Origin of the sequence: Vibrio sp. 10N.222.49.C9, assembly GCF_041474985.1 — a bacterium.
Lineage (GTDB): Bacteria > Pseudomonadota > Gammaproteobacteria > Enterobacterales > Vibrionaceae > Vibrio > Vibrio crassostreae_C.
The window spans coordinates 1-1,486 of record NZ_JBFRVD010000108.1; the positions used below are offsets into that span (position 1 = coordinate 1).

Consider the following 1,486-nt stretch of genomic DNA (forward strand, 5'->3'; position numbering starts at 1 on the left):
CACCACGAGTACGAGCTAATTGGCCGTGCAACACGCACTGTGTTGGATGAGTACTTCCAAGAGTTCTCTGCGTAATTCGTAGTTGCTAGAAAATATAAGCCCCGTCAAGTCGGGGCTTTTTTATTCGGTTGTTTAGGTCGTGATAATGAATGTAATTTCTGTAAATGCCGTTGAATCTGCCATTTTGGCACTCTTGATGTTGTTGTTTGGTGAGGTAACCAAAAAACACACACCAATATTAAGTAAATATCATATCCCAGGGCCGGTGATTGGTGGGTGCATCGCAGCCTTAATTACTACTTGCTTATATCGCATGGGAATGGAGTTCGAATTTGAACTTCCTTATAAAGAGACGTTGATGCTGATGTTTTTCGCAGGCATTGGTTTAAGCGCAAATATCAAGCAGCTATTCCAAGGTGGACGCTTGTTCGTTGTCTTTCTCGGAATCGCCGTTGTTTATATTATTTTTCAGGACGCTATTGGTGTCGCTGCAGCCTCGTTCTTAGGGCTGGATCCTAAGCTAGGACTGATGACGGGCTCTATCACCCTATCAGGTGGGCATGGTACAGGTGCTGCATGGGCGTCGATGTTTCATGACCATTTTGGTGTCGATAATGCACTCGAAATCGCGATGGCCTGTGCCACTTTTGGTCTTGTGATTGGCGGTATTATCGGAGCGCCTTTAGGCACGTATTTGGTTGAAAAAAATCAACTTTCAACACCGAACGTACATGCAGCAGATGTGGAACACAAAAAGGCCCATCACATGCCGACTAAGGGCAATGTACTACATGGCATCGGAAGCGTTGTTCTTTTAGCATGCTGTGTTGAGCTCAGCCAAATGCTACATAGTTTAGTGCTTGTGCTCGATGTGCATTGGCTGAACATGGTGCCAAATTTCGTCTATGCGTTATTTGTTGGTGCACTATTCTCAACACTATTTAGCGAGAGCAAACCTGCCAAGATTGCGATGGTCGAAGTGGCACGTTTAAGCTCAATTGCCCTAAGTGTCTTCTTATCTATGGCATTGCTTGAAATCAAACTTTGGCAGCTGTTTGATATGGCGTTGTCGCTGGTGGTTATCCTAACGATTCAAACATTGTTTACTATTGTGTTTGTTACGTCCGTTACCTATAAGCTACTCGGTAAAAATTATGATGCCGCGGTGATGGCAAGTGGTCATGCGGGCTTTGGTTTGGGTGCGACACCGACAGCCATGCTCAATATGAATGGTATCACGGGTTACTACGGCCCATCGCCACAAGCGTATTTTATCGTGCCGTTAATTGGTGCGTTCTTTATCGATCTCTCAAACCTAATCGTTATAGAGACATTCTTACATTTCATGTCTTGATGGATCTTCCCCATCAAAGGGGATTACCAAAGTTCAGTACTTTGACTTTAAAATTTACTCAAGACATCAAAAACTATATTCAGAAGAGGAGTGACGGTTTGAAAGGTGTAATTGTAGTGGTCAACTGATATT

The 1,486-nt window shown here is 43.8% G+C and carries 1 protein-coding gene; it reads left to right on the forward strand.

What is annotated here, in order from left to right; all coding sequences use genetic code 11:
* Positions 1 to 145: 145 nt before the first annotated feature.
* Positions 146 to 1,354 (forward strand): sodium/glutamate symporter, encoded by a 1,209-nt coding sequence (gltS, locus tag AB4585_RS22145; protein WP_017061004.1) that lies wholly within the window; start codon positions 146 to 148, stop codon positions 1,352 to 1,354.
* Positions 1,355 to 1,486 lie beyond the last annotated feature (132 nt).

What these genes read in the sequence shown, in the direction of transcription:
- gltS (WP_017061004.1), top strand. Translation starts at nt 146, where the DNA reads ATGAATGTAATTTCTGTAAATGCCGTTGAATCTGCCATTTTGGCACTC.